Raw genomic sequence first — 253 nt, 5'->3', positions numbered from 1 at the left:
CAGCTTGTCCATCCGTCGGGTCGAGACCCCGGCGAGGTAGCAGTCAGCGACCACGGTGATCAGCGCCGACTCCGCTCTCTTCCTGCGTTCAAGTAGCCAGTCCGGGAAGTACGTGCCCGATCTGAGCAGTTGAGTCCCGCATAGTGGTGTAGCGCCCGGTGGTCGGGCGTGTCGTCTCAGACGTGGACGCGGCCACCGTGTGATCCGTCGAGTCAACCTTCCACAGAATCCTCGAATGGAGTCATCACGATGA

Annotated in this window: 1 pseudogene; it reads right to left on the bottom strand. The window is 61.7% G+C overall.

Annotated elements, in window-relative coordinates:
• A pseudogene (locus tag FLM69_RS11305) lies at window positions 1-126 on the bottom strand (transposase); the annotation flags it as partial.
• Window positions 127-253 lie beyond the last annotated feature (127 nt).

Source organism: Micrococcus sp. R8502A1 (assembly GCF_006704135.1).
GTDB classification, from domain to species: domain Bacteria; phylum Actinomycetota; class Actinomycetes; order Actinomycetales; family Micrococcaceae; genus Micrococcus; species Micrococcus luteus.
Note: the sequence above shows the minus strand (reverse complement) of the source record. Positions and strands in the feature narration are given on the sequence as shown.